Raw genomic sequence first — 19,405 nt, forward strand, 5'->3', positions numbered from 1 at the left:
ACTTCTGGATCCAGGCGCTCGAGGGGTCCTACGTGACCAACCGGCAGATCGAGTCGGCTCGTATCGCCATGACCCGTCACATCAAGCGTGGCGGCAAGGTGTGGATCAACATCTACCCCGACCGCCCGTTGACCAAGAAGCCCGCCGAGACCCGGATGGGTTCGGGCAAGGGCTCCCCCGAGTGGTGGGTCGCCAACGTCAAGCCCGGACGCGTGCTCTTCGAGCTGTCCGGTGTCGACGAGACGATCGCGCGCGAGGCCATGCGTCGCGCCCAGCACAAGCTCCCGCTCAAGACGCGCTTCATCTCCCGAGAGGCCGGTGAGTTCTGATGGCCAGCAGTGTGAAGGCCCACGAGCTCGACGAGATGAACAACGTCGACCTCGAGGCCCGCTTGCGCGAGGCCAAGGAGGAGCTGTTCAACCTGCGCTTCCAGGCGGCCACCGGCCAGCTGGAGAGCCATGGCCGGCTCCGCACGGTCAAGAAGGACATCGCCCGGATCTACACCGTGGTGCGCGAGCGCGAGCTCGGCATCCGGTCCGACCCCGACGCGAACGACGCCCGCCAGGAGGAGGCGCAGTCATGAGCGAGCAAGCAACCGCCCCGACCCGCAACACCCGCAAGGTGCGTGAGGGCCTGGTCGTCAGCGACAAGATGGACAAGACCGTCGTGGTCGAGGTCGAGGACCGCGTCAAGCACGCGCTGTACGGCAAGGTCATGCGCCGCACCTCGCGGCTCAAGGCCCACGACGAGAACAACGAGTGCGGGATCGGCGACCGCGTGCAGCTCATGGAGACCCGGCCGCTGTCGGCGACCAAGCGCTGGCGCGTCGTGACCATCGTGGAGCGTGCCAGGTGATCCAGCAGGAGTCCCGACTCAAGGTCGCCGACAACACCGGTGCGAAGGAAGTCCTCTGCATCCGCGTGCTCGGCGGCTCGGGGCGGCGCTACGCCGGCATCGGTGACGTCATCGTCTGCACGGTCAAGGACGCCATCCCCGGTGGCAACGTCAAGAAGGGCGACGTCGTCAGGGCCGTGGTGGTGCGCACCGCCAAGGAGCGCCGGCGACCCGACGGGTCCTACATCAAGTTCGACGAGAACGCCGCGGTGATCCTGCGGCAGGACGGCGAGCCGCGCGGCACGCGCATCTTCGGCCCGGTCGGCCGCGAGCTGCGCGACAAGCGGTTCATGAAGATCATCTCGCTCGCGCCGGAGGTGCTGTGAGATGGGGAAGCACTCGATGAAGATCAAGAAGGGCGACACCGTGAAGGTGATCGCTGGCAAGGACAAGGGCGCCGAGGGCAAGGTGATCGTGGTGCTTCGCGAGGAGCAGCGGGTCGTCGTCGAGGGCGTCAACCGCGTCAAGAAGCACACCAAGGTCGTCCAGCAGGGCGGCCGGGCGGGCACCACCGGCGGCATCATCACCACCGAGGCCCCGATCCACGTGTCCAACGTGATGCTGGTCGAGGGCAACGGCGTGACCCGGCTCGGCTACCGCCGCGAAGAGGTCCAGAAGCGTCGCCCCGACGGGTCGACGTACACCGGCACGCGCAGCGTGCGGGTCTCGCGCCGGACCGGGAAGGAGGTCTGACATGACCGACACCACTGTCGAGTCCGCTGCCGAGTCGACGCCCGAGTCGACGCCCGAGGAGCGAGTCACGCCTCGGCTGAAGACCCGCTACCGCGAGGAGATCGTCCCCGCTCTGCGCAGCGAGTTCGAGATCGCCAACGTGATGCAGGTCCCGGGCCTGACCAAGATCGTGGTCAACATGGGCGTGGGCGAGGCCGCCCGCGACTCCAAGCTGATCGAGGGCGCGATCCGCGACCTGACCGCCATCACCGGCCAGAAGCCGATGGTGACCAAGGCGCGCAAGTCGATCGCCCAGTTCAAGCTTCGCGAGGGGATGCCGATCGGGGCGCACGTGACCCTGCGCGGCAACCGGATGTGGGAGTTCCTCGACCGGCTGCTCTCGCTGGCGCTGCCGCGCATCCGCGACTTCCGCGGCCTCAACCCCGGCCAGTTCGACGGCCGTGGCAACTACACCTTCGGCCTGACCGAGCAGGTGATGTTCCACGAGATCAACCAGGACCGGGTCGACCGCCCGCGTGGCATGGACATCACGATCGTGACCACCGCGACGAGCGACGAGCAGGGGCGCGCGCTGCTCAAGCAGCTCGGCTTCCCCTTCCGCGACAGCGGAAACTGAGAGAGCAAGGAAGGCAACCGACATGGCCAAGACCGCTCTGAAGGTGAAGGCGGCGCGCAAGCCCAAGTTCGCCGTCCGCGGCTACACCCGCTGCCAGCGCTGCGGCCGCCCCAAGGCCGTCTACCGCAAGTTCGGCCTGTGCCGGATCTGCCTGCGGGAGATGGCCCACCGCGGCGAGCTGCCCGGCATCACCAAGTCCAGCTGGTGACCGCGACCAGCTCGACCACCGAGTCCAGAGACGACCGCTGAAGGTCCGGCCCGGCCGGAAACCACAGAAGAGAGAGCACCACCGACATGACGATGACCGACCCGATCGCAGACATGCTGACCCGTCTGCGCAACGCCAACCAGGCCTTCCACGACGACGTGACCATGCCCTACAGCAAGCTGAAGCAGGGCGTGGCCGACATCCTCAAGGCCGAGGGCTACATCACCGGCTACGACGTGGCCGAGGCGCCCGACGGCGGCGTCGCCAAGACGCTGACGATCACGCTGAAGTACGGCCGCAACCGTGAGCGCTCGATCGCGGGCGTCCGCCGCATCAGCAAGCCCGGTCTGCGGGTGTACGCCAAGCACACCGGCCTGCCCAAGGTCCTGGGCGGCCTGGGTGTCGCGATCATCTCGACCAGCCAGGGCCTGCTGACCGACCGCCAGGCGAACCAGAAGGGCGTGGGTGGGGAAGTCCTCGCCTACGTCTGGTAGCCCAGAGCCTGCGAAGGAGAGACTGACATGTCGCGCATCGGACGGATGCCTGTCGTCGTGCCCTCGAGTGTCGAGGTGTCCATCGACGGACCCCAGGTGACGGTCAAGGGCCCCAAGGGCACCCTTCAGCACACCGTGGTCACGCCGATCACCGTCGAGCGGGCCGAGGACGGCACCCTCGCGGTCACCAGGCCGGACGACGAGCGCGAGAGCCGCTCGCGCCACGGCCTGACCCGCACGCTGATCAACAACATGGTCGTCGGCGTCACCGACGGCTACGAGAAGAAGCTCGAGATCCAGGGCGTGGGCTACCGCGTCCTGTCCAAGGGCCCCACCCAGCTCGAGTTCCAGCTCGGCTACAGCCACTCGATCACGTTCGACGCCCCCGAGGGCATCACGTTCACCGTCGAGAACCCCACCCACCTGGGTGTCGTGGGGATCGACAAGCAGCTGGTCGGCGAGGTGGCCGCCAACATCCGCAAGCTGCGCAAGCCGGAGCCGTACAAGGGCAAGGGCGTCAGATACGCCGGCGAGCACGTCCGCCGCAAGGTCGGAAAGGCCGGTAAGTGACATGGCGATCTCCCTGTCCAAGCACAAGCACACCGCCCCCCGGGTCAAGGCCCGCCTCCAGCGTCAGGTCCGGGGACGCAAGAAGATCGCCGGCAGCGCCGAGCGCCCGCGCCTGGTCGTGACGCGCTCCGCGAAGCACATCAGCGTCCAGGTGGTCGACGACCTCGTGGGCCGCACCCTGGTGTCGGCCTCGACCATGGAGGCCGACCTGCGCGCCACCAGCGGCGACAAGACGGCCAAGGCCAAGCTGGTCGGCGAGCTGGTGGCCGAGCGCGCCAAGGGTGCCGGCATCGAGTCCGTGGTCTTCGACCGCGCGGGTCACACCTACCACGGCCGCGTCGCGGCCCTCGCCGACGCCGCCCGCGAGGGCGGCCTGACCTTCTGACCGGACTGCTGCCCCGACGCAGCAGCCAGAGCACGACAGAGCCAAGGAAGAGGAAGATCTCATGAGCGGAGCCCAGCGCGGACAGCGCGGTGGCGAGCGCGGGGGCCGGGGTCGCGACGACCGTCGCGGCGGCGGCGCCGAGAAGAGCCAGTACGTCGAGCGCGTCGTGGCGATCAACCGGGTCGCCAAGGTCGTCCAGGGTGGTCGTCGCTTCAGCTTCACCGCCCTGGTCGTCGTCGGTGACGGCGACGGCATGGTCGGCGTCGGCTACGGCAAGGCCAAGGAGGTGCCGGCCGCGATCGCCAAGGGCGTCGAGGAGGCCAAGAAGCACTTCTTCCGCGTCCCCCGGATCCAGGGCACCATCCCGCACCCCGTGCAGGGCGAGAAGGCCGCGGGCGTCGTCCTGCTGCGGCCGGCCGCTCCCGGTACCGGCGTGATCGCCGGCGGTCCCGTGCGCGCCGTCTTGGAGTGCGCCGGCATCCACGACGTGCTGAGCAAGTCGCTCGGCTCGTCCAACCAGATCAACATCGTCCACGCGACCGTCGAGGCGCTCCGGATGCTCGAGCAGCCCGAGACGGTTGCCGCTCGCCGCGGCCTGCCGGTGGAGCGGGTGGCCCCGGCCGCGCTGCTCAAGGCGGCACGGGAGAAGACCGACGCTCCCCGCGAGGTGACCTCCTGATGGCCCAGCTGAAGGTGCAGCAGCGCAAGAGCTCCATCGGCTGCAAGGCCAACCAGCGCGAGACCCTGCGCACGCTCGGTCTCAAGCGGATCGGCGACGTGGTCGTCAAGGAGGACCGCCCGGAGATCCGCGGCATGGTCCAGACCGTCCGTCACCTGGTGACGGTCGAGGAGGTCGAGTAAGTCATGACGTTGAAGCTGCACCACCTGCGTCCAGCGCCGGGGGCCAAGACCACCAAGAGGCGGGTCGGCCGCGGCGAGGGCTCCAAGGGCAAGACCGCCGGTCGTGGCACCAAGGGCACCAAGGCCCGCTACCAGGTGCCCGCCTACTTCGAGGGCGGGCAGCTGCCTCTGCACATGCGCCTGCCCAAGCTCAAGGGGTTCACGAACCCGTTCCGGGTCGAGTTCCAGATCGTCAACCTCGACCGGCTCGGCGAGCTGTTCCCCGAGGGCGGCTCGGTCTCCGTCGAGGACCTCGTGGCCAAGGGCGCGGTCCGCAAGGGCCAGCCGGTCAAGGTGCTCGGACAGGGCGAGATCTCGGTGTCGTGCCAGGTCAGCGTCCAGGCGTTCTCCGCCTCGGCCAAGCAGAAGATCGAGGCTGCCGGCGGCACCGCGAACGTCGTATGACCTGCCGGGCGTCGCGCGGGACTCACCGGGCCCCGACGCGCTCGCCCGGCTTCGCAGGCTCAGCCGGGTCGCTTGCCCGACCTGACCGGCCGACGCCGCCCGCTCCTCCGTCCCGACCGGCTGACCGTCTCACTGTTAGGCTTCCGGCGGTCGCCGCGGACGGGGTGCGAAGGCCCCGACGAAAGAGGATGAGAAGGTCGTGCTCAGCGCCTATGTGAACGCGTTCCGCACCCCGGACCTGCGCAAGAAGCTGTTGTTCGTCCTGATGGTCATCGTGATCTTCCGGATCGGATCTCAGATCCCGGCGCCCGGTGTGGACATCCACAACGTGCACCAGTGCCTCAGTGGTGTCGAGAACACCGGCGTCTACAACCTGATCAACGTCTTCTCCGGTGGTGCGCTGCTCCAGCTGACGATCTTCGCGCTGGGGATCATGCCCTACATCACCGCCAGCATCATCTTGCAGCTGCTGGTCGTGGTCATCCCGCGCCTGGAGGCCCTCAAGAAGGAGGGCCAGTCCGGCCAGACCAAGATCACGCAGTACACCCGCTACCTCACGCTCGGTCTCGCGCTGCTCCAGGCGACCGGCATCGTGGCGCTCGCGCGCTCGGGTCGGCTGCTGTCCGGCTGCGCCGAGCCCCTGCTCTACGACAACAAGACCTCGACCTTCCTGGTCATGGTGGTGACCATGACCGCCGGCACCGCGGTGATCATGTGGCTCGGCGAGCTGATCACCGACCGCGGTGTCGGCAACGGCATGTCGATCCTCATCTTCACCCAGGTCGTCGCCCGCTTCCCGACCTCGCTGTGGTCGGTGGGCAAGTCCCGAGGCTGGTGGGTCTTCGCGGTCGTCATCGCGATCGGCCTGGTGATCATCGCGGCCGTCATCTTCATCGAGCAGGCCCAGCGCCGCATCCCCGTGCAGTACGCGCGGCGGATGGTCGGCCGGAAGATGTTCGGCGGGTCCTCGACCTACATCCCGCTGAAGGTCAACCAGGCCGGCGTCATCCCGGTGATCTTCGCCTCGTCCCTGCTCTATCTGCCCGCCATGGCCGCGCAGTTCAACAACGGCTCCAGCAGCTGGGCGGTGTGGATCAGCAACTACTTCACCCGCGGGGACCACCCCGTCTACATGATCACGTTCTTCGCGCTGATCGTGTTCTTCACCTACTTCTACGTGTCGATCACCTTCAACCCCGAAGAGGTCGCCGACAACATGAAGAAGTACGGCGGCTTCATCCCCGGGATCCGGGCGGGCAAGCCGACCGAGGACTACCTGTCCTACGTCTTGTCCCGCATCACGTTGCCAGGCTCGCTCTACCTCGGTCTGATCGCCCTGATCCCGCTGATCGCGTTCGTCCTCATCGGCGCCGACCAGAACTTCCCGTTCGGCGGCACGTCCATCCTGATCATGGTCGGTGTCGCTCTCGACACGGTGAAGCAGATCGAGAGCCAGCTCCAGCAGCGCAACTACGAAGGGTTCCTGCGCTAGTGGTGAGCACACGATGAGGCTGATCCTGATGGGTCCGCCGGGCGCCGGGAAGGGCACCCAGGCCCGGGTCATCGCCGAGTACTTCGGAGTCCCGGCCATCTCGACCGGCGACATCTTCCGCGCCAACGTCTCGCAGGGCACGCCGCTGGGCAAGAAGGCGCAGGAGTACATGGACGCCGGTGAGTACGTCCCCGACGAGGTCACCAACCTCATGGTCCGGGCCCGCATCGACGAGCCCGACGCCGAGCCGGGCTTCCTGCTCGACGGCTATCCGCGGACCCTGGCCCAGGTCGAGGAGCTCGACGGCATGATCCGTCACACCGGACACGAGCTGGACGCCGTGGTGGTGCTGACCGTCGACCCCAACGAGATCGTGGAGCGGCTTCTCAACCGCGCCCAGACCGATGGCCGCACCGACGACACCGAGGACGTCATCCGACGCCGCCAGGAGGTCTACGGCGAGCAGACCGAGCCGCTGATCGGGGTCTACCGCGGCCGGGGGATCGTCCACGAGATCGACGGCATGGGTGAGGTCGACGACGTCACCAAGCGGATCTTCGACGCGCTCGACGTCGTCTCCCAGAGCTGAGCGGGGCGGCGATGGGCCTGCTCGACCGCACTCTGGAGATCAAGACTCCCGAGCAGGTCGAGCTCATGCGTCGCGCGGGGCTTCTGGTGGGAGAGACCCTGGAGCTGCTCCGCGGTGCGGCTCGAGCCGGGGTCACCACCGGTGAGCTGGACGCGCTCGCGGAGGACAACATCCGCAGCCACGGCGGCGTCCCGTCGTTCCTCGGCTACGGCTACCCGCCGTTCCCCGCCTCGATCTGCGCATCGGTCAACGCCGAGGTGGTCCACGGCATCCCGGGTGCCCGCGCGCTCGTCGACGGCGACGTCATCTCCATCGACTGCGGCGCCATCGTCGAGGGCTGGCACGGCGACGCGGCGATCACGGTCGCGATCGGCGAGGTCCCGGCCGAGGTCACCGAGCTGATGGCTGTCACGGAGGATGCGCTGTGGGCGGGGATCGGTGCCGCCCGCCTCAAGGGGCGGGTCAGCGACATCTCTCGGGCGGTGGAGACCACCGTGCGCGAGCGAGGCAGCTACGGCATCCTCGAGGACTACGTCGGGCACGGCATCGGGTCGCAGATGCACATGGACCCCAACGTGCCCAACGTCGTGCGCCGCGGCGAGCGAGGCCCCCGGCTGGTGACCGGGATGGCCCTGGCGGTCGAGCCGATGGTGACCCTCGGGGGCGCCGAGACCGACGTGCTCGCAGACGACTGGACCGTCGTCACGAGCGACGGGTCCCTCGCCGCCCACTTCGAGCACACCTTCGCGCTCACCCCCGACGGGGTGTGGGTCCTCACGGCGCTGGACGGCGGACAGGAGCGGCTCGCCGGGCTCGGCGTGCCGTTCGGGGGCCGCTGAGGATGTCCCCGGCCCGGGTCGCGTCGGCTCCAGCCACCGGGGCCTGACATGCACGTCACACCCGTGGTCTGGTGGGTCACCATCGTGGTGACCGCGGCGATCCTGCTGGTCGACGTCGTGGTCATCGGCCGCCGTCCTCATGAGCCCAGCCGCAAGGAGACCGTGGTCGCGCTGTCGGTGTTCGTCGGCCTCGCTGTGCTGTTCGGGATGGGAGTGTGGCTGTTCGCCGGGGGGCGGTACGGCGGGGAGTTCCTCGCCGGCTGGCTCACGGAGTACTCCTTGTCGATCGACAACCTGTTCATCTTCATCGTGATCATGAACAAGCTGAGCGTCCCTCGTGAGCTCCAGCAGAGCGCGCTGCTCATCGGCATCGTGCTCGCGCTCGTGCTCCGGGGCGTCTTCATCGCCGTCGGCGCGGCCGCGATCGCGGAGTTCAGCTGGGTGTTCTACCTCTTCGGCCTGTTCCTGGTGGTGACCGCGGTCAACCTCGCTCGCGAGAGCGGTGAGGACGAGGGCGGCTACGACGAGCCTCGGATCGTGCGCTGGGCACGCCGTCACCTGCGGCTGAGCGAGGAGTGGAACGGCGCCCGGCTCACCGTCCGGCAGGCCGGCTCGCGCTACGTGACCCCGATGTTCATCGTGGTCTTGACCCTCGGGATGACCGACCTGCTCTTCGCCCTGGACTCCATCCCGGCGATCTACGGCCTGACCCGGGAGCCGTATCTCGTCCTCACGGCGAACATCTTCGCGCTGATGGGACTGCGCCAGCTCTACTTCCTGATCGGCGACCTGCTCCAGCGCCTGGTGTTCTTGTCCTACGGACTGGCCTTCCTTCTGCTGTTCATCGGCATGAAGCTGATCCTGCACGCCATGCACGAGAACACCCTGCCCTTCGTCAACGGCGGGGAGCACATCTCGTGGGCGCCGGACATCCCCATCTGGGTCTCGCTGGCGATGATCGTGGGCACGCTCGCGGTCACGACCGTGCTGAGCCTGGCCGCCGATCGCCGGCGCGCCACCTAGCCACCACCGGCCGCGTCGAGGGCGCCTGGCCGGGCCCGACCGCAATTAGGGGTTGGGCGCGGGTCCGGCCTAAACTGGCGTTTCGGCCCAACATGGGTCTGTTTCGCGGTGCCTCACGGCTGCCCGGACCACCACACCACTCGCGGCGAGCGAGGCGTGTGCGCGCCCGGGAAGAGGCCCGCGCGACAGCCGCGTGAGGTCCACCCGAGCCCAGCGTACGTCGTGGGAGCGGGAGGTTCCCGGGCCGACGGTAGACACATCAGCGACCAGAAGTGAGGACATGCCGAAAAAAGAAGGTGTGATCGAGATCGAGGGCACCGTCGTCGAGGCTCTCCCGAACGCCATGTTCCGGGTCGAGCTGAGCAACGGTCACAAGGTCCTCGCGCACATCAGCGGCAAGATGCGCCAGCACTACATCCGGATCCTCCCCGAGGACCGTGTGGTGGTGGAGCTCTCGCCCTACGACCTCACCCGCGGCCGGATCGTCTACCGGTACAAGTAACCCAGCCGACCGAGCCAGGAAGGGCTGACATGAAGGTCAACCCGAGCGTGAAGAAGATCTGTGACAAGTGCAAGGTGATCCGTCGCCACGGCCGCGTCATGGTGATCTGCGAGAACCCCCGCCACAAGCAGCGGCAGGGCTGAGCTCAGCACCGCCGCGAAGCCCCACCCGCAACCCGTGGGGCCCGCAACCAGTAACAACTGAACACCACAACGTGATCGCTAGCGCGTCCTACGACGCGTCATCCACCTCCGGAGCAGCGGCCGGAGCACGTCCGAGGCGGACGTGACGCGACCACGACCGAAACCGCTGTGACCTACCGAAGGGAACGCCATCTGATGGCACGCCTCCTTGGAGTCGACCTCCCGCGCGACAAGCGCATCGAGGTCGCGCTCACCTACATCTACGGCATCGGCCGTACCCGTGCCCAGCAGGTCCTGACCGAGACCGGCGTGAGCCCCGACCTGCGCGTCCACCAGCTGGGTGACGAGGAGCTGGTCAAGCTCCGCGACGCGATCCAGGGCAACGACGAGATCAAGATCGAGGGCGACCTCCGCCGTGAGGTCCAGGCCGACATCCGGCGCAAGATCGAGATCGGCAGCTACCAGGGTCGCCGCCACCGCCAGGGCCTTCCGGTCCGCGGCCAGCGCACCCGCACCAACGCCCGCACCCGCAAGGGTCCCAAGCGCACCGTCGCCGGCAAGAAGAAGGCCAAGTGACGGTGGTCGCGAGTCGGCGCTAGCGCGCCTCCTCCGCCACCGCCCCAGCCCAGACCAGACTTTCGTCAAGGAGTAGAGACCAGATGCCTCCCAGAAGCCGTCAGGCCGGCGCCAAGAAGGTGCGCCGCAAGGAGAAGAAGAACATCGCCCAGGGCGAGGCTCACATCAAGAGCACGTTCAACAACACCATCGTCACCATCACCGACCCGACGGGTGCGGTGATCTCGTGGGCCTCGGCCGGCACGGTCGGCTTCAAGGGCTCCCGCAAGTCCACGCCGTTCGCCGCGCAGATGGCCGCCGAGGCTGCCGGACGCCGGGCGATGGACCACGGCATGAAGAAGATCGACGTGTTCGTCAAGGGCCCGGGCTCGGGCCGGGAGACGGCGATCCGGTCCCTCGGTGCGATCGGCCTCGAGGTCGGCACCATCCAGGACGTGACCCCGACGCCGCACAACGGCTGCCGCCCGCCGAAGCGCCGTCGCGTCTGAGCTGGTCCGAGTCGGTCGCAGAGCGACCTCCTCAACCACCGAGTTTCTAGGAGTCAAGAGAAGATGGCCCGTTACACCGGCCCCATGACCAAGAAGTCGCGCCGCCTCGGCCTCGACCTCGTCGGCGGCGACTCGGCCTACGAGCGCCGTCCCTACCCTCCCGGCCAGCACGGCCGCGGCCGGATCAAGGAGAGCGAGTACCTGCTCCAGCTGCGCGAGAAGCAGAAGGCCCGCTTCACCTACGGCGTGCTGGAGAAGCAGTTCCACAACTACTACACCGAGGCCTCGCGCCGGCAGGGCAAGACCGGTGACAACCTCCTCCAGCTGCTGGAGTGCCGCCTCGACAACGTCGTCTACCGCGCCGGCTTCGCCCGGACCCGTCGCCACGCTCGACAGCTGGTCGGCCACGGGCACTTCCGGGTGAACGGCAAGAAGGTCGACATCCCGTCGTTCCAGGTCACGCAGTTCGACATCATCGACGTGCGCGAGAAGTCCCTGGAGACCACGCCGTTCATCGTCGCCCGCGAGACGCACGGCGAGCGGGTCGTCCCGGCCTGGCTGGAGGCGGTCCCGAACCGGATGCGCATCCTGGTCCACCAGCTCCCGATCCGCGCGCAGATCGACATCCCCGTCCAAGAGCAGCTGATCGTCGAGTACTACTCCAAGAAGTAAGCACACGGGGGCCTGCCTGCCCCTGTCTGGCCCCGCCTGCGGGGCCGACCACAACTCCACACCGCCGCCACCAGTAGATCTGAGCCCGTCATATAGCGGGTGGGCTCGGAAAGGAAAAACCAGTGCTCATCGCACAGCGCCCGACTCTGTCGGAAGAGACCGTCGACGAGTTCCGTTCGCGCTTCGTCATCGAGCCGCTCGAGCCCGGCTTCGGCTACACGCTCGGCAACTCCCTGCGTCGCACCCTGCTGTCGTCCATCCCCGGTGCCTCGGTCACGAGCATCAAGGTCGACACCGTCCTGCACGAGTTCTCGACAATCGACGGCGTCAAGGAGGACGTCACCGAGATCATCTTGAACCTCAAGGGCCTGGTCGTCTCCTCGGAGCACGACGAGCCGGTCACGATGTACCTGCGCAAGTCCGGCGCCGGCGAGGTCACCGCAGGTGACATCCAGCCGCCCGCGGGAGTGGAGGTGCACAACCCCGACCTGAAGATCGCCACGCTGTCCGACAAGGGCAAGCTGGAGATGGAGCTGGTGGTCGAGCGTGGCCGCGGCTACGTCTCGGCGGTGCAGAACAAGGGCGCCGACAACGAGATCGGCCGGATGCCGGTCGACTCGATCTACAGCCCCGTGCTCAAGGTGACCTACAAGGTCGAGGCCACCCGAGTCGAGCAGCGCACCGACTTCGACAAGCTGGTCATCGACGTCGAGACCAAGCCCTCGATGAAGCCGCGGGACGCGATCGCCTCGGCCGGCAAGACGCTGGTCGAGCTGTTCGGCCTGGCCCGCGAGCTCAACGTCGAGGCCGAGGGCATCGACATCGGCCCGTCGCCGGTCGACGAGCAGCTGGCCGCGGACCTCGCCCTCCCGGTCGAGGACCTCCAGCTGACCGTCCGGTCCTACAACTGCCTCAAGCGCGAGGGCATCCACACCGTGGGTGAGCTCATCAGCCGCTCGGAGCAGGACCTGCTGGACATCCGCAACTTCGGTGCGAAGTCCATCGACGAGGTCAAGGCCAAGCTGCACGAGATGGGTCTGTCGCTCAAGGACAGCGCGCCGGGCTTCGACCCGCAGGCTGCCCTGGCGGCGTACGGCGACGACGACGACGACGCGTTCATCGAGGACGAGAGCTACTGAGCGCGGCCTGAACCGCAACCCGGAAGACCCCAGCTCCTGAGAGCCAGCACCATCTACCCCGGTACCTCACACGGCCGGGGAGAATCGAGAGAGAGCCATGCCCAAGCCCAAGAAGGGCCCCCGTCTCGGCGGTAGTCCGTCCCACCAGCGGCTGATCGTCGCCAACCTCGCGACCCAGCTGTTCGAGCACGGCCGGATCACGACCACCGAGGCCAAGGCGCGCGTGCTGCGCCCGGTCGCGGAGAAGCTGATCACCAAGGCCAAGCGCGGTGACCTGCACAACCGCCGCGAGGTCATGAAGACGGTGCGTGACAAGTCGGTGGTGCACGAGCTGTTCACCGAGATCGGGCCTCGGTTCGCCGAGCGCCCGGGCGGGTACACCAGGATCACCAAGATCGGTCCGCGCAAGGGCGACAACGCCCCGATGGCGGTCATCGAGCTGGTGAGCGAGCCGTACGCGCCGAAGGCGGACAAGCCGGCCAAGAAGGCTCCGGCCACGAAGGCGGCGGCCACGAAGGCTGTCGCCGAGGAGACCCCGGCCGACGAGGCTGTGGCCGAGGACGCGCCTGCCGACGAGGCGGTCGCCGAGGACGCGCCTCCCGACGAGGCTGTGGCCGAGGACGCGCCTGCCGACGAGGCTGTGGCCGAGGACGCGCCTGCAGACGAGGCTGCGGAGGACGCCGAGTCCGAGGAGTCCGAGGAGTCCGAGGAGTCCGACAAGGCCTGATGGCGTCAGCTCGCTCGTTGAGCGAGCCCGGAGGGCCAACTCAACGAGCCCGGTCAGGCGGACGAGGCCATGTCCGGGGTACGCCGGCCCAGCGTCTCGATCGCCCAGCAGGCCAGGGCGCCCGCCACGAACGGCGCGACGAACACCGCCGCCTCGAGCTGCCAGTGGTAGCGAGGACTCGGCGGTACGACGCGGTCGTGCCACCACGACCAGCGGAGCCCGAGCTCGCGCAGCACGGCCGCCACGAGCGGACCGACCAGGACGCCGAGCAGCCAGGCGCGCCCGACACGCCGTGCCAGACCCCAGGCGAGGGTAACGAGCAGGGCGATGCCGAGGAGCGAGCCCCACTCGTAGACGCGGATCGACGTGTTCGAGGACGGGCCCGACTTCCAGACATAGTTGTTGAAGATCCGGTCGTAGCCCCACCAGAAGATCCCGGCGCCGGTCGCGACCAGGAACCCGGCAACTCGACCCTTGACGCCGCGTCCCCAGACCAGCAGGGCCAGGGCGTAGGGAACCGCCAGGAGCAAGGCGATGACGAGGTTGGCCAGCCACCACCGCCTCGTGACGAAGCCGGAGCGGAAGAACCACGTCTCGAGGTGCGTGAGGCCCCAGTGGCGGTAGCAGACCCAGCCGACCACGACGACCAGAGCCACGGCGATGCTGAGCGCCACGGGCTGGCGCCGGGGCGGGGCTCTCGTGACCTCCGGGGGCGTCGTCCCGAGCGTGGTCATGGGCCGAGTGTGCACTCCCGCCGGTGTTTGCGACAGGCTGGGGTCGTGACCGGGGCAATGGTGGTGGGCGAGTCGCTGGTCGACGTCGTGCGCCGGCCGGACGGCTCGACCGTCGAGCACCCCGGGGGCAGCGCCGCCAACGTCGCCGTCGCGCTGGCCCGGCTGGGTCGCCCGGTGCAGCTCTTGACGGCGTACGGCGACGACGAGCGCGGTGCGGTGCTGACCCGTCATCTCAACCAGTCGGCGGTGGGCCTGGTCGGAGACCCGCGCATCCTCGACCGGACCTCGACCGCCCGGGCGAGCGTCGCCGCCGACGGCAGCGCGACGTACGCCTTCGACATCGAGTGGCGGCTGCCGGAGGTCGAGCGCCTCGACCCGGTCGTCGTGCACGCCTGCTCGATCGGGGCCGTGCTGGAGCCCGGCGCGAGCGACGTGCGCCGGCTCCTGGAGTCCCTGCGCCCCACGGCCACCATCACCTACGACGTGAACGCGCGCCCGGCGGTCACCGGCCTGGGGGCCGAGGTCGTGGCCGGTGTCGAGCGGATCGTCGCGATGGCCGACCTCGTGAAGGCCTCCGACGAGGACCTCGCGGTGCTCTACCCCGGCCAGTCCGTCGACCAGGCCGTCCGCCGCCTGCTCGGCCTGGGGGCGACGGCGGTGATCCTCACCCGGGGCCCGGACGGCGCGACGTGGTTCGAGGAGGCCGGACGCACCGACGTTCCGGCGGCCGAGGCGGAGGTCGCCGACACCATCGGTGCCGGTGACACCTTCGGTGCGGCAACCATCGACGCGCTCTTCGACCTCGACGGTCTCGGCGGCCGGCTGCCGGCGCTGGAGAGCGTCGAGATCGAGTCGATCCTGCGGCAGGCGGCCCGCGCGGCCGCGGTCACGGTCTCGCGACCCGGAGCCGACCCGCCGTACCGCCACGAGCTGTTGTGAGACCACCCCCCTGAGGAGATTTCGATGCCCAGCACCCAGTTCACCGTCCACACCACGCTTGCGCCCAGCGAGGTGCTGGCGCTGTTCACCGACTTCGGGCCGGATCGCACGAAGAGCTGGCCGAATGTCGACGAGGCCCACTTCAAGGTGCACGGGTCGGGTGAGGACTGGGCCGAGGTCACCGAGGGCACCAAGATGGGCTGGGAGCGCGAGCGCTACTCCTGGGACGCCGCCGCCGGGACCGTCACCATCGAGACCCTCGACTCCAACCTCTGGGGCACCGGCAGCGGCTGGCGCTACCAGCTGACCCCCGCCGGCGACGGGACCGACGTCCACGTCACCCTCAACCGGGTGGGGAAGTCGGTGACCGGCAAGGTGATCGGCGCCCTGATCCCGGTGGCGGGGTCGCGCGCCCTGGCCAAGCAGTTCCGCACGGTCCTAGGACGCGCCGAGCACTAGGGAAGCGCTGGTCAGTCCCGCCTGCTGCGCCCCGCGATGCGCGCACGCCGGCTGCGTGGCAGCCGCTCGACGTGCGCCCAGCATGCCGTCGCGACCGCGCCTTGCCAGCGCACACGCGTCGCGACGCTCGCGACGGCGCCATCGATCAGCGCTGCCCCAGACCGACGCCCTCCACCTGGGTGCGCCGGGTGACCGCCAGCCACGCCCCGCCCGGGCCGCGCTCGGGAGCGGGTGGACCCGGCCGTCGTCGACTCGGGTGCTGGCTCAGACCGAGCCGTCGGCGAGCATCCGGTCGAGGGAGGCGTAGCCCTGGTGGACCCCGACCTCCATGCCGCTGTTCGAGATCCACAGGTCGCGGTCCTCGAAGCTGTCGCACAGCGACCGGGCGTGCAGGCGGGTGCGGCCGTCGCCGAGGTCCTCGAAGGTCACGGTCTCCAGCGCGACGGCGTCGGGCATGCCCTCCCAGGTGAACGTCTGGACGATCCTGGTCGGGGAGACGGTGTGGAAGCTGCCGCGGAAGTACTGCGCGTTGCCGTCGCGGTCGCTCCCGGCGTAGCGCCACCGGCCGTTGTCGGTGGCATCCCAGGCCAGCACCTCGGCCTGCATCCCGTCGGGACCGATCCAGCGGGCGAACAGCTCGGGGTCGGTGTGGGCGCGGAACAGCTGGTCCGGGGTGGCCGAGAAGTCACGCCGGATGTGGATCATCGGCACGGTCGGGTCGGCCTCGATCGCGGCTTCGTCGTAGCGGGCTGCGAGGTCTGGTGCGGTGGTCATGATGCGGTCTCCTCCTGGGGAGCCTCGGACTCGGTCTGCTCGTCGTTCAGCTGTGCCAGCACGCCGTCGAGGCGCCCGTAGCGCTCCTCGGCGCGGCGGCGGTAGCGCTCGATCCACACGGTCATCAGGTCGAACACCCCCGCCTCCAGATGCACCGGCCGACGCTGCGCGTCGCGGCTCCTGGTGACCAGGCCGGCCTCCTCGAGCACCTTCAGGTGCTTGGAGACCGCCTGGACGCTCACGGCGTACGGCGCGGCGAGGTCGCCGACGGTGGCGTCGCCGTCGGTCAGCCGCACCACGATGTCGCGCCGGGTCGGGTCGGACAGCGCGGCGAAGACCCGGCAGAGCGCGTCGGTCATCTCGTCCCTCTCGTCAACCAGTCGGTTGACGAAGACGCTATCCCGCTCAATGGACCGTTGTCAACCGATTGGTTGTCGAATGCCGGCCCCGGTGCGTCAGTGACTCGCCGCCTCGTTGGCGATGGCTTCCTTCAGAGCAGCGGTCAGGGTCGACTGGAAGGCCGGCTGGCCGTTGCCGTAGACCGCGACGACGTGCCGCAGGATCGGGAAGGAGCTGCCGCCCTGCGCCTGGGTGTAGATCGGCTCGACGTAGAGCACCTTGCCGTCCAGCGGGATCGTGAGCAGGTTGCCCACGACGACCTTGGAGTTGCCGCCTCGCTGGAGGGTCAGGGCATGGGCGACCTGGCTGTCGGACTCGATGTCGTTCTGGATCTGCGACGGCGACTCGACCTGGGCCTGGGTGGGGAACTGGAGCAGCGTGAACTTCCCGTAGTCGGGGCCCGGCGTGGCGTCCACGCTCAGGAAGGCGGCGAGCTGGCGGTAGTTCAGGGTCACCATCGGCGTCGAGAGCGAGTAGACCTGGCTGCCGTCTCCGGTCGGCGAGAGCGACATGAACGCCGACGGCATGGTCGGGCTGGACCCACTGCTGTGCTTGAAGCCGGAGAAGGTCGGGTCGGTGGGGACCTTCCAGAAGGCACTGCCGTTGTAGAAGTCGCTCGGGTCGGTCACGTGGTAGTGGGCGAGCAGCAGCCGCTGGACGTTGAACAGGTCCTGGGGGTAGCGCAGGTGCGGCAGCAGGTCGGCCGGGATCTGGTCCTGCGGCTTCACGAGGTCGGGGAACGCGTGCTCCCAGGTCTTCAGGAGCGGGTCCGGGTGCGCGGCCTGGTTCCACTCGTAGAGCGTCACCTGACCGGTGTAGGCGTTGACCACGGCCTTCACGGAGTTCTGCATGTAGTTGACGGAGGTGTTGGGCTGCACCACCGTCGAGCCGGTCTTGGTCAGGGAGTTCGTGGTCGCGTTGCGCAGGTTGACCTGCTGGGAGTCGGGGTAGTTCGAGGTCGTGGTGTAGCCGTCGACGACCCAGTCGACCTGCCCACCCACCACGGTCGGGTAGACGTCGCCGTCCAGCGTCAGCCACGGCGCGACCTTGGCGACCCGGGCGCGCGGGTTGCGCACGGTCAGCAGCTGCGAGCCCGAGTTGATGTCGGAGGAGAAGAAGACGTTCGGGTCGTGCAGCTTCACGGCGTACAGGAAGCGGGTGAACCGCGAGCCGATCGGCACCCCGCCGTCGCCGTCGTACGTCGTGCGGGGACCCGCTCCGCCGCTGGTGCTGGGGTAGTCGAACTCGATGCTCTTGGAGCTGCCCTTCGGCTCGCCCACGATGGAGTACGGCGGGGAGTTCTGGCCGAAGTAGACGCGCGGCTGGGAGACCGGGATCTGGTTCACCGGCGGGATGTCGCCGTTGATGAAGTCCGGCACCCCGGAGTCCATCGTGTCGGTCGGGGCCGCGACCACGCCGTACCCGTGGGTGTAGACGAGGTGTCGGTTGACCCAGGTGCCGCGCGAGATGCCGGTGAGGTTGAGCTCGCGGACGGCGATCGCGACGTCCTGGTCCTGGTCGTGCACGGGGTAGTGGTCGATGTCGAGCGTCGACTTGAACTTGTAGTAGGCCTCCTGCTCCTGCTTGACGTTGAACGTCGGCGTGAGCTGGTTGGGGTCCAGGAGCCGGATCTGCGCGGCCGCCTGGGCCGACGCGGCGGTCGCGGCGGACGACCCCGCGCCGCCGACGGTCTGGGTGGTGACCTGGTGGTCCAGGCCGAAGGCCCGCAGGGTCGCCGACTGGTTGCGCGAGATCGTGGTCAGGTCGAGGGTCGCGGCACTCGGCGACTCGCGGAAGCGGTAGACGAGGTTGGGCACCACGCCGCCCACGACGTACGACGTGGCGTAGAGGACGACGACACCGAGGGCGGCGAAGCGCAGCCGGTCGAGACGCACGTTGCCGAACGACAGCGCCGCGCACAGCACCGCGACCACGACGAGCACCGTGAAGGCCGGCAGCGCGGCGTGGGTGTCGGTGTACGACATCCCCGTCACCGGCCCGCGGTTGGACGTGGTCAGGCCGTAGCGCATCAGCCAGAACGCCCCCGCCTTGAGCAGCAGGAAGAGGCCGAGCAGCACCGAGATCTGCTTCTTGAACGCCGAGGTGACCCGACGGCCCGGGCCGCGCGGCCGGAAGCGCCACGCGCCGTACAGGTATCCGGCGACGACCGTGACGACCAGCGCGGTGAGCACGATCGAGCTGAGGTAGGCGACCACCATCCGGTGGAACGGCAGCACCTCGACGTAGTAGGAGATGTCGCGGTGGAACTGCGGGTCTCGCTGTCCCCAGGGCTGGGCGTTGCGCCACAGGACGTAGGTCTGCCACCGCCCGCTCGCGCGGCTGCCGGTCTTCACGCCGAGGTAGAGCGAGATCACCGCGATCAGCCACGTGCGGACATAGGGCTCGAAGCGGCGGAAGCGGCGACGCCAGATGCGCGCGGGGTCGGGCCGGCGCTGCGCTGGCCGCTGGCGGACCAGCACGATCAGGGACGCGGCGACCGCGGCCGCCGTGAGGCCACCGAAGACCACGAAGAGCAGGATCTGGGCGCCCAGGATCGTGCCGTAGACGTCGTGGACGTGGACCGAGCCGAACCACAGCTCGTTGGTCCGGATCGAGACGAACGCCAAGAACGCGTAGAGGACCGCGACCACGATGATCGCGACGGCGACCAGGCGGATCGCGAGGCGCTTCCATCGCGACGTCGTGAGCTCGCGCAGACGCGCCGGGGAAGCGGTTGGCACGGGA

30 protein-coding genes are annotated in these 19,405 nt (G+C 68.8%); 26 read left to right on the top strand and 4 right to left on the bottom strand.

Going from position 1 to position 19,405, the window contains the following annotated elements:
* The 24 genes from rplP to rplQ form a co-directional block, all read left to right on the top strand.
* On the top strand, nucleotides 1–329 hold a 329-nt coding region (gene rplP / locus VHW64_RS03340), incomplete at its 5' end, for a 50S ribosomal protein L16 (protein ID WP_329649090.1).
* Nucleotides 329–583: a 50S ribosomal protein L29 gene (rpmC, locus tag VHW64_RS03345; RefSeq protein ID WP_329649091.1), complete on the top strand. Its 255-nt coding sequence runs from the start codon at nucleotides 329–331 to the stop codon at nucleotides 581–583. The genes rplP and rpmC, both read left to right, overlap by 1 nt.
* Nucleotides 580–855 (top strand): 30S ribosomal protein S17, encoded by a 276-nt coding sequence (rpsQ, locus tag VHW64_RS03350; protein WP_329649092.1) that lies wholly within the window; start codon nucleotides 580–582, stop codon nucleotides 853–855. The genes rpmC and rpsQ overlap by 4 nt, the downstream gene beginning before the upstream one ends.
* Nucleotides 852–1,220, top strand: coding sequence for a 50S ribosomal protein L14 (gene rplN / locus VHW64_RS03355; RefSeq protein ID WP_329649093.1), 369 nt, complete (start codon nucleotides 852–854; stop codon nucleotides 1,218–1,220). Before rpsQ ends, rplN begins: the two co-directional genes overlap by 4 nt.
* 1 nt (nucleotide 1,221) lies before the next feature.
* Nucleotides 1,222–1,587 carry a 50S ribosomal protein L24 gene (gene rplX / locus VHW64_RS03360; protein ID WP_329649094.1) on the top strand — a complete coding sequence of 122 codons (366 nt, stop codon included), beginning with the start codon at nucleotides 1,222–1,224 and terminating at the stop codon, nucleotides 1,585–1,587.
* Between the two features lies 1 nt (nucleotide 1,588).
* Entirely contained in the window at nucleotides 1,589–2,203 is a 615-nt protein-coding gene (gene rplE, locus VHW64_RS03365) for a 50S ribosomal protein L5 (RefSeq protein ID WP_329649095.1), read from the top strand.
* 22 nt (nucleotides 2,204–2,225) lie between these two features.
* Nucleotides 2,226–2,411, top strand: a complete 186-nt coding sequence (locus VHW64_RS03370) for a type Z 30S ribosomal protein S14 (RefSeq protein WP_194698512.1) — start codon at nucleotides 2,226–2,228, stop codon at nucleotides 2,409–2,411.
* An 86-nt stretch (nucleotides 2,412–2,497) separates the two neighbouring features.
* Nucleotides 2,498–2,905, top strand: a complete 408-nt coding sequence (rpsH, locus tag VHW64_RS03375) for a 30S ribosomal protein S8 (RefSeq protein WP_329649096.1) — start codon at nucleotides 2,498–2,500, stop codon at nucleotides 2,903–2,905.
* A gap of 27 nt (nucleotides 2,906–2,932) precedes the next feature.
* Nucleotides 2,933–3,475, top strand: coding sequence for a 50S ribosomal protein L6 (gene rplF, locus VHW64_RS03380; protein ID WP_329649097.1), 543 nt, complete (start codon nucleotides 2,933–2,935; stop codon nucleotides 3,473–3,475).
* A gap of 1 nt (nucleotide 3,476) precedes the next feature.
* A complete protein-coding gene (gene rplR, locus VHW64_RS03385; protein ID WP_329649098.1) occupies nucleotides 3,477–3,860 on the top strand; it encodes a 50S ribosomal protein L18 in 384 nt (127 codons plus the stop codon).
* A 61-nt stretch (nucleotides 3,861–3,921) separates the two neighbouring features.
* Complete coding sequence (gene rpsE / locus VHW64_RS03390) at nucleotides 3,922–4,539, top strand: 30S ribosomal protein S5 (protein WP_329649099.1); 618 nt, start codon at nucleotides 3,922–3,924, stop codon at nucleotides 4,537–4,539.
* Nucleotides 4,539–4,721 (top strand): 50S ribosomal protein L30, encoded by a 183-nt coding sequence (gene rpmD, locus VHW64_RS03395; RefSeq protein WP_329649100.1) that lies wholly within the window; start codon nucleotides 4,539–4,541, stop codon nucleotides 4,719–4,721. The genes rpsE and rpmD overlap by 1 nt, the downstream gene beginning before the upstream one ends.
* Before the next feature lie 3 nt (nucleotides 4,722–4,724).
* The gene (gene rplO / locus VHW64_RS03400; protein ID WP_329649101.1) at nucleotides 4,725–5,165 is read left to right on the top strand and encodes a 50S ribosomal protein L15; all 441 of its coding nucleotides are present in this window, start codon (nucleotides 4,725–4,727) and stop codon (nucleotides 5,163–5,165) included.
* Between the two features lie 199 nt (nucleotides 5,166–5,364).
* Nucleotides 5,365–6,657 carry a preprotein translocase subunit SecY gene (gene secY, locus VHW64_RS03405; protein ID WP_329649102.1) on the top strand — a complete coding sequence of 431 codons (1,293 nt, stop codon included), beginning with the start codon at nucleotides 5,365–5,367 and terminating at the stop codon, nucleotides 6,655–6,657.
* Between the two features lie 13 nt (nucleotides 6,658–6,670).
* Nucleotides 6,671–7,246: an adenylate kinase gene (locus tag VHW64_RS03410; protein ID WP_329649103.1), complete on the top strand. Its 576-nt coding sequence runs from the start codon at nucleotides 6,671–6,673 to the stop codon at nucleotides 7,244–7,246.
* Nucleotides 7,247–7,263: 17 nt separating this feature from the next.
* The gene (gene map, locus VHW64_RS03415) at nucleotides 7,264–8,085 is read left to right on the top strand and encodes a type I methionyl aminopeptidase (protein WP_414690443.1); all 822 of its coding nucleotides are present in this window, start codon (nucleotides 7,264–7,266) and stop codon (nucleotides 8,083–8,085) included.
* Nucleotides 8,086–8,133: 48 nt separating this feature from the next.
* Nucleotides 8,134–9,108, top strand: a complete 975-nt coding sequence (locus VHW64_RS03420) for a TerC/Alx family metal homeostasis membrane protein (RefSeq protein ID WP_329649105.1) — start codon at nucleotides 8,134–8,136, stop codon at nucleotides 9,106–9,108.
* Nucleotides 9,109–9,388: 280 nt separating this feature from the next.
* A complete protein-coding gene (infA, locus tag VHW64_RS03425; protein WP_011757309.1) occupies nucleotides 9,389–9,610 on the top strand; it encodes a translation initiation factor IF-1 in 222 nt (73 codons plus the stop codon).
* A 29-nt stretch (nucleotides 9,611–9,639) separates the two neighbouring features.
* Entirely contained in the window at nucleotides 9,640–9,753 is a 114-nt protein-coding gene (rpmJ, locus tag VHW64_RS03430) for a 50S ribosomal protein L36 (RefSeq protein WP_008361054.1), read from the top strand.
* Nucleotides 9,754–9,948: 195 nt separating this feature from the next.
* Entirely contained in the window at nucleotides 9,949–10,329 is a 381-nt protein-coding gene (gene rpsM / locus VHW64_RS03435; protein WP_329649106.1) for a 30S ribosomal protein S13, read from the top strand.
* A gap of 83 nt (nucleotides 10,330–10,412) precedes the next feature.
* Nucleotides 10,413–10,817 (top strand): 30S ribosomal protein S11, encoded by a 405-nt coding sequence (gene rpsK / locus VHW64_RS03440; RefSeq protein WP_329649107.1) that lies wholly within the window; start codon nucleotides 10,413–10,415, stop codon nucleotides 10,815–10,817.
* 63 nt (nucleotides 10,818–10,880) lie between these two features.
* A complete protein-coding gene (gene rpsD, locus VHW64_RS03445; RefSeq protein WP_329649108.1) occupies nucleotides 10,881–11,489 on the top strand; it encodes a 30S ribosomal protein S4 in 609 nt (202 codons plus the stop codon).
* Nucleotides 11,490–11,611: 122 nt separating this feature from the next.
* Nucleotides 11,612–12,628, top strand: a complete 1,017-nt coding sequence (locus VHW64_RS03450; protein WP_329649109.1) for a DNA-directed RNA polymerase subunit alpha — start codon at nucleotides 11,612–11,614, stop codon at nucleotides 12,626–12,628.
* A gap of 97 nt (nucleotides 12,629–12,725) precedes the next feature.
* Nucleotides 12,726–13,355 carry a 50S ribosomal protein L17 gene (rplQ, locus tag VHW64_RS03455; protein ID WP_329649110.1) on the top strand — a complete coding sequence of 210 codons (630 nt, stop codon included), beginning with the start codon at nucleotides 12,726–12,728 and terminating at the stop codon, nucleotides 13,353–13,355.
* Between the two features lie 53 nt (nucleotides 13,356–13,408).
* Here rplQ and VHW64_RS03460 read toward each other — a convergent pair whose 3' ends face one another.
* The gene (locus VHW64_RS03460) at nucleotides 13,409–14,089 is read right to left on the bottom strand and encodes a hypothetical protein (protein ID WP_329649111.1); all 681 of its coding nucleotides are present in this window, start codon (nucleotides 14,087–14,089) and stop codon (nucleotides 13,409–13,411) included.
* 45 nt (nucleotides 14,090–14,134) lie between these two features.
* Between VHW64_RS03460 and VHW64_RS03465 the strand changes: the two genes are divergently transcribed.
* A complete protein-coding gene (locus tag VHW64_RS03465; protein ID WP_329649112.1) occupies nucleotides 14,135–15,028 on the top strand; it encodes a carbohydrate kinase in 894 nt (297 codons plus the stop codon).
* A gap of 24 nt (nucleotides 15,029–15,052) precedes the next feature.
* A complete protein-coding gene (locus VHW64_RS03470; protein WP_329649113.1) occupies nucleotides 15,053–15,487 on the top strand; it encodes a hypothetical protein in 435 nt (144 codons plus the stop codon).
* Nucleotides 15,488–15,751: 264 nt separating this feature from the next.
* Here VHW64_RS03470 and VHW64_RS03475 read toward each other — a convergent pair whose 3' ends face one another.
* The 3 genes from VHW64_RS03475 to VHW64_RS03485 form a co-directional block, all read right to left on the bottom strand.
* Complete coding sequence (locus VHW64_RS03475; protein WP_329649114.1) at nucleotides 15,752–16,261, bottom strand: SRPBCC domain-containing protein; 510 nt, start codon at nucleotides 16,259–16,261, stop codon at nucleotides 15,752–15,754.
* Entirely contained in the window at nucleotides 16,258–16,620 is a 363-nt protein-coding gene (locus VHW64_RS03480) for a metalloregulator ArsR/SmtB family transcription factor (RefSeq protein ID WP_329649115.1), read from the bottom strand. Before VHW64_RS03480 ends, VHW64_RS03475 begins: the two co-directional genes overlap by 4 nt.
* Nucleotides 16,621–16,716: 96 nt before the next feature.
* A complete protein-coding gene (locus VHW64_RS03485) occupies nucleotides 16,717–19,401 on the bottom strand; it encodes a UPF0182 family protein (RefSeq protein ID WP_329649116.1) in 2,685 nt (894 codons plus the stop codon).
* Nucleotides 19,402–19,405 lie beyond the last annotated feature (4 nt).

Origin of the sequence: Nocardioides sp., assembly GCF_036267815.1 — a bacterium.
Taxonomy (GTDB): Bacteria; Actinomycetota; Actinomycetes; order Propionibacteriales; family Nocardioidaceae; genus Nocardioides.